Annotated in this window: 6 protein-coding genes, 1 pseudogene and 1 riboswitch; of the genes and pseudogenes, 6 read left to right on the top strand and 1 reads right to left on the bottom strand. The window is 68.7% G+C overall.

The features are described 5' to 3' along the window. From AC27KI_RS16640 to thiC, 6 genes and pseudogenes are all read left to right on the top strand, one after another. A pseudogene (locus AC27KI_RS16640) lies at positions 1 to 224 on the top strand (cell division protein FtsQ/DivIB); the annotation flags it as partial. 16 nt (positions 225 to 240) lie between these two features. Continuing rightward, the gene (gene ftsA, locus AC27KI_RS16635; RefSeq protein ID WP_092741824.1) at positions 241 to 1,470 is read left to right on the top strand and encodes a cell division protein FtsA; all 1,230 of its coding nucleotides are present in this window, start codon (positions 241 to 243) and stop codon (positions 1,468 to 1,470) included. Between the two features lie 171 nt (positions 1,471 to 1,641). Then, positions 1,642 to 2,868 carry a cell division protein FtsZ gene (gene ftsZ / locus AC27KI_RS16630; RefSeq protein ID WP_272549194.1) on the top strand — a complete coding sequence of 409 codons (1,227 nt, stop codon included), beginning with the start codon at positions 1,642 to 1,644 and terminating at the stop codon, positions 2,866 to 2,868. A 145-nt stretch (positions 2,869 to 3,013) separates the two neighbouring features. After that, on the top strand, positions 3,014 to 3,937 hold the full coding sequence (lpxC, locus tag AC27KI_RS16625) for a UDP-3-O-acyl-N-acetylglucosamine deacetylase (RefSeq protein ID WP_272567220.1): 924 nt from the start codon (positions 3,014 to 3,016) through the stop codon (positions 3,935 to 3,937). Positions 3,938 to 3,959: 22 nt separating this feature from the next. Further along, positions 3,960 to 4,136 carry a hypothetical protein gene (locus AC27KI_RS16620; RefSeq protein ID WP_272567221.1) on the top strand — a complete coding sequence of 59 codons (177 nt, stop codon included), beginning with the start codon at positions 3,960 to 3,962 and terminating at the stop codon, positions 4,134 to 4,136. A gap of 50 nt (positions 4,137 to 4,186) precedes the next feature. Further along, positions 4,187 to 4,310, top strand: a riboswitch (TPP riboswitch). A 116-nt stretch (positions 4,311 to 4,426) separates the two neighbouring features. Further along, positions 4,427 to 6,289, top strand: coding sequence for a phosphomethylpyrimidine synthase ThiC (thiC, locus tag AC27KI_RS16615; protein WP_272567223.1), 1,863 nt, complete (start codon positions 4,427 to 4,429; stop codon positions 6,287 to 6,289). Between the two features lie 60 nt (positions 6,290 to 6,349). On the opposite strand, the gene AC27KI_RS16610 is transcribed toward thiC, so the two are convergent. Further along, positions 6,350 to 6,831: methyl-accepting chemotaxis protein (locus tag AC27KI_RS16610; protein WP_487114812.1), on the bottom strand; the 482-nt coding region annotated here is incomplete at its 5' end.

Raw genomic sequence — 6,831 nt, 5'->3', positions numbered from 1 at the left:
GCACGCAGCGCTTCGTGCGCACGCTGGCGCGCGTGGCGGGCCAGTACGGGCGGCGCGCGGACGCACTCGAATCGGCCGACCTGCGCCACGCCGACGGCTATGCGCTGCGGCTGCGCGGGGTGACCACGGTCAATGGCGACGCCCCCAAGGCGGCCGCCCGGGCACCCGCGCGCACTGCGCCGCAGCGCGCGCGCCCCGCCAGAACAACAGGGCAGAACCACTGAGGGCAGGACACAGAATATGGCAAGAGAATACAAAGACGTGGTCGTGGGGCTGGACATCGGCACCGCCAAGGTGATGGCGGTGGTGGCCGAGGTGCTGCCCAATGGCGAACTCAAGCTGGCCGGGCTGGGCGTCGCACCCAGCAATGGCCTCAAGCGCGGCGTGGTGGTGAACATCGACGCCACGGTGCAGAGCATCCAGCAGGCGCTGAAAGAGGCCGAGCTGATGGCCGACTGCAAGATCCAGCGCGTGTACACCGGCATCACCGGCAGCCACATCCGCGGGCTCAATTCGAGCGGCATGGTGGCGGTCAAGGACAAGGAAGTCACCCAGGCCGACGTGGCGCGCGTGGTGGAGACGGCCAAGGCCATCAATATCTCCAGCGACCAGCGCCTGCTGCTGGTGGAGCCGCAGGAATTCGTGATCGACGGGCAGGATGTGAAGGAGCCCATCGGCATGAGCGGCATCCGCCTGGAGGCCAAGATCCACATCGTGACCGGCGCGCAGAGCGCGGCCGAGAACATCATCAAGTGCGTGCGCCGCTGCGGTCTCGAGGTGGAGCAGCTCATGCTGAACCCGCTCGCCTCCAGCCAGGCCGTGCTGACCGACGACGAGCGCGAGCTGGGCGTGGCGGTGGTGGACATCGGTGCGGGCACGACCGACGTGGCGATCTTCACCGGCGGCGCGATCCGCCACACGGCCGTGATCCCGATTGCGGGCGACCTCATCACCAGCGACATCGCCATGGCTCTGCGCACGCCCACCAAGGACGCCGAGGACATCAAGGTCGAAAGCGGTTATGCCAAGCAGCTGCTGGCCGATCCCGAGGCGCAGGTGGAGGTGCCCGGCCTGGGCGACCGCAGCCCGCGCATGCTCAGCAAGCAGGCGCTGGCCGGCGTGATCGAGCCGCGCGTGGAGGAGATCTTCTCGCTGGTGCAGCAGGTCATCCGCGAGTCGGGCTATGAAGAGGTGCTGTCCTCGGGCATCGTGCTCACGGGCGGCAGCGCCATCATGCCTGGCATGGTCGAGCTGGGCGAGGACATCTTTCTGAAGCCCGTGCGCCGGGGCATTCCCAAGTATTCGAGCGCGCTGGCCGACATGATCGCCCAGCCGCGCGCCGCCACCGTCATGGGCCTGCTGGAAGAGGCGCGCCTGGCGCGCCTGCGCGGCTTCAAGGTGGCGCAAAAGAGCGGCTCGGTGAAGACCGCGTTCGGCCGCTTCAAAGATTTCATCGTGGGGAACTTCTGACATGTTGTCCCCTCAGCACTGGCTCGCTCGCGCCGGCCCCGATGCGCTGTTCTGGCAACGATGGCGGGGCACCGGCCCCCCTTTCGTGCCGCGGACCGCGCCCCACCCGATTCCAACCATCCAGCCGTTTTGGCCCCATGCAATTCACGTGAAAGACTAGGAGCACCCACCATGACCATCGAAATGATCGAAGCCGAAGAATTCAATCAGGGCACCCAGATCAAGGTGATCGGTGTCGGCGGCGGCGGCGGCAATGCCGTCGCCCACATGATCGCGCGCAATGTGCAGGGCGTGGAGTTCGTCTGCGCCAACACCGACGCGCAGGCCCTCACGCGCAGCCCCGCGCACCGCACCATCCAGCTGGGCGGCAGCGGCCTGGGCGCGGGCAGCAAGCCCGACAAGGGCCGCGATGCCGCCGAAGCGGCCGTGGAAGACATCCGCAGCGCCATCACCGGCGCGCACATGCTGTTCATCACCGCCGGCATGGGCGGCGGCACGGGCACCGGCGCGGCCCCCGTGATCGCGCGCGTGGCCAAGGAGATGGGCATCCTCACCGTGGGCGTGGTCACCAAGCCCTTCGACTGGGAAGGCGGCCGCCGCATGGCCAATGCCGACAACGGCCTGGCCGAGCTGGAAGCCAACGTCGATTCGCTGATCGTCGTGCTCAACGAGAAGCTGCTGGAAGTGCTGGGCGACGACATCACCCAGGACGAGGCCTTCGCGCATGCCAACGACGTGCTCAAGAACGCCGTGGGCGGCATCGCTGAAATCATCAACGAATACGGCCACGTCAACGTCGACTTCGAAGACGTGCGCACCGTGATGGGCGAGCCCGGCAAGGCCATGATGGGTACGGCCACGGCCGCCGGCCCCGACCGCGCCCGCATCGCCGCCGAGCAGGCCGTGGCCTGCCCGCTGCTGGAAGGCATCGACCTGTCGGGCGCCAAGGGCGTGCTGGTGCTGGTGACCGCCGCCAAGGGCAGCCTGAAGCTGTCCGAGTCGCGCCTGGCCATGAGCACCATCAACGCCTACGCCTCGCCGGACGCGCACGTGATCTACGGCGCCGCCTACGACGACAGCCTGGGCGAAGAGATCCGCGTGACCGTGGTGGCCACCGGCCTGTCGCGCCAGAACGCACGCCGCCAGCCCATCTCGGTGGTACAGGGCGGCCTGCGCACCGGCACGGACAACGTGGCTTACCAGATGCCCATGGCCGGCGCGACGCTGGGCGCGGGCCTGGTCGGTGGCGGCACCGCGCAGGCAGACTACGGCAACATGTCGGTGCCCAGCGTGTGGCGTACCAACCGCACGCAGGCGGCCGCCCGCGTGGACGCGCTGTCCTCGGGCGGCATGGACGACCTGGAAATCCCCGCGTTCCTGCGCAAGCAGGCCGACTGACGGGCAAGGCCCTGCGGGCCTTTCTTGTCCACAACACCGCCATGTTCCGCAAGGGGCTGGCGGTTTTTTCTTGCGCGCGTGGGCCTATTGCGCCCATAGCGGCAGCGATGCCCCATGATGGGGCCTCCCCCTCTAAAATCGACCGATGCTCCAGCAACGCACGATCAAGACCCTGACCCGCGCCGTCGGCGTGGGCCTGCACAGCGGCCAGCGGGTCGAATTGACGCTGCGCCCCGCCCAGCCCGACACGGGCATCGTGTTCCGCCGGGTGGACCTGCCCGAGCCGGTGGACATTCCCATCACCGCCATGGCCGTTGTGGACACGCGCATGGCCTCCACCATCGGCGTGGGCGGTGCGAAGGTGCACACGGTCGAGCACCTGATGTCGGCCTGCGCGGGCCTGGGGCTGGACAACCTGTACATCGACATCACGGCCGAAGAGGTGCCCATCCTCGACGGCTCCTCCGCCTCGTTCGTGTTCCTGCTGCAGAGCGCCGGCGTGGAGCTGCAGAAGGCGCCCAAGCGCTTCATCCGCGTGACGCGCCCGGTCGAGGTGCGCGAGGGCACGGGCCCGAGCACGAAGTGGGCACGGCTCGACCCGTACCACGGCTACAAGCTGCGCTTCGAGATCGACTTCGCCCACCCGGCGGTCGATTCCACCGGACAGAGCGTGGAGTTCGACCTCGGCTCCGGCAACTACACCCGCGACATCGCGCGCGCGCGCACGTTCGGCTTCACCAAGGACGTGGAGATGATGCGCGCCAGCGGCCTGGCGCTGGGCGGTGGCCTGGACAACGCCATCGTCATGGACGACTACAAGGTGCTCAACAGCGACGGCCTGCGCTACGACGATGAGTTCGTGAAGCACAAGATCCTCGATGCCATCGGCGACCTGTACCTCGTCGGCAAGCCACTGCTGGCGGCCTACAGCGCGTTCCGCTCGGGCCACGCGATGAACAACCTGCTGCTGCGCGAACTGCTCGCGCAGGAGGACGCCTGGGAAATCGCCACGTTCGACAACGAGCGCCAGGCGCCCGCCGGCTTCGCGCAGCCGGTGGCCGCGTGGTAGGGCGACGCCGGGGCCGCGCGGCATGCTGATCTTTCGCTGGATCGCCACCCTGCTGCTGCTCATGGCAGCGGTGTCGTTCGCGTTCTACGTGGGCACGGGGCAGGCGCGCTACAAGCGCTGGGGGCTCATCATCCTGAAGTGGACGGTGATCGCCGGCTTCGTGTTCTTCGCCGTGCTCATCCTGGGGCGCATCGCCTGACCGCAGCGCAGGGGCGGGATGGCGGTGGGCCAAGGCGCTGGCCTATACTGGCGCCTGCTCCGGGGTGTGCTGATGCGCTGAGATGCGGGCGGCCTGACGAATGTCAGGCTGGCTTGCGAACCCGACGAACTTGATCCGGTTCATACCGGCGGAAGAAGAGCCGACCTCCCGTGACCGTGCCCGCACCCGCGTGGCACGCACCGCTTCACCAGGCGCCCTGCGCCTGCGTTCCAGGCACAGGTCCATTTCCGGAGCAGCCCCACCGCCCCCGGAAACAGGAGACCTGCCCCATGAACGCACCCGAACCCCTCGCCCGCGAAAAATTCGCCGAACTGCTCGCGCTCACCCGCGCGCCCTTTCCCGCATCGCGCAAGGCCTACCTGCCCGGCCACACGCACGCGGACCTGCGTGTGCCGGTGCGCGACATCGCGCTCACCAACGGCGAGCAGGTCAGCGTGTACGACACCTCCGGCCCCTACACCGACCCCGAGGCCGTGATCGACGTGCGCCAGGGCCTGGCCAGCGTGCGCGGCGGCTGGATCACGGCGCGCGGCGACGTGGAGCACTACGAGGGCCGTCCGCCCGTGGCGCTGGACGATGGCCAAAAGAGCGAGGACGCCGCCCGCCTGGCCCAGCTGCGGGCCGAGGCCGCCGCGCTGCAGCGCCAGCCGCTGCGCGCCAAGAGCGGCGCCAACGTGACGCAGATGCACTACGCGCGCCGCGGCATCGTCACGCCCGAGATGGAATACGTGGCCATCCGCGAGAACGGCCGCCGCGAATGGATGGCGCAGTACATGCAGGATGCGGGCCGCGAGCAGCGGCTGATGGGCAACCCCATGGGCGCGAGCATCCCGAAGATCATCACGCCCGAGTTCGTGCGCGATGAAGTGGCCCGCGGTCGCGCGATCATTCCCGCCAACATCAACCACCCCGAGGTGGAGCCGATGGCGATCGGGCGCAACTTCAAGGTCAAGATCAACGCCAACATCGGCAACTCGGCCGTCACCTCCAGCATCGAGGAAGAAGTGGAAAAGCTGGTGTGGGCCATCCGCTGGGGCGCCGACAACGTGATGGATTTGTCCACCGGCAAGGCCATCCACACCACGCGGGACTGGATCGTGCGCAACTCGCCGGTGCCGATCGGCACGGTGCCCATCTACCAGGCGCTGGAGAAGGTCGGCGGCGTGGCCGAAGACCTGACCTGGGCCATCTTCCGCGACACGCTCATCGAGCAGGCCGAGCAGGGCGTGGACTACTTCACCATCCACGCGGGCGTGCGGCTGGCCTACATCCACCTCACGGCCCAGCGCCGCACCGGCATCGTCTCGCGCGGCGGCTCCATCATGGCCAAGTGGTGCATGGCGCACCACAAGGAGAGCTTCCTGTACGAGCACTTCGAGGACATCTGCGACATCATGAAGGCGTACGACGTGTCGTTCAGCCTGGGCGATGGCCTGCGGCCCGGCTGCGCGTCCGATGCCAACGACGAGGCGCAGTTCGCCGAACTGCACACGCTGGGCGAACTCACCCAGACCGCCTGGAAGCACGATGTGCAGACCATGATCGAGGGCCCCGGCCACGTGCCCATGCACATGATCCAGGCCAACATGACCGAGCAGCTCAAGACCTGCCACGAAGCGCCGTTCTACACGCTGGGCCCGCTGACCATCGACATCGCCCCGGGCTACGACCACATCGCCAGCGCCATCGGCGCGGCCATGATCGGCTGGATGGGCACGGCCATGCTGTGCTACGTGACGCCCAAGGAGCACCTGGGCCTGCCCGACCGCGACGACGTCAAGCAGGGCATCATCGCCTACAAGATCGCCGCGCACGCCGCCGACGTGGCCAAGGGCCACCCCGGCGCCCGCGCGCGCGACGACGCGCTCTCCCAGGCGCGTTTCGATTTCCGCTGGCAGGACCAGTTCAACCTGGGCCTCGACCCCGAGACGGCCCAGGAATACCACGACGAAACGCTGCCGAAAGACAGCGCCAAGGTCGCCCACTTCTGCTCGATGTGCGGCCCCAAGTTCTGCTCGATGAAGATCACGCAGGAGGTGCGCGAGTTCGCCGCCAAGGGCCTGCAGGAAAAGGCGGTGGAGTTCCGCGGCACGGGCGGCGAGCTGTACGTGCCGATCCAGCCGGTGGGCTGATCGCCCTTCATGGGCGCAGGGCGCGCCGCCTGGCAAGGCGGCGGCGTGCCCTGGCGGACCTCAGGCGTGGCCCAGGCGCAGGGCCCGCACTGCAGGGACCGTTGCGGGCAAAGGCGCCGGCACGGGCGCGGAGAGGCGTTCCGCCGATTCGCTGGCCGCCGAGGAATGCGGCAGCGCGAAGCGGCTGATCACCGACGACAGGTCGTGCGCCTGCCCGCGCAGGCTTTCCGCCGCGGCGGCGGATTGCTCCACCAGCGCCGCGTTCTGCTGCGTCATCTCGTCCAGCCGCGACATGGCGGCGTGGATGGCCGCGATGTCCTGGTTCTGCGACCGGGTGTGGCTGCGGATCTCGCCCATGGTCTGCGCCGTGTGCTGGATGGTGGAGACCACGCGCTCCATCGTGCGGCCGGCGTGCCCGGCCAGGCTGGCGCCCGAGGCCACCTGCTGCACGGACTCGGCGATCAGCGCCTTGATCTCCTTGGCGGCCTCGGCCGAGCGGTTGGCCAGGCTGCGCACTTCGGACGCCACCACGGCGAATCCCC

This window comes from Acidovorax sp. KPB24-03, from assembly GCF_057546605.1.
This window is presented reverse-complemented; position numbering and strand designations above follow the sequence as displayed.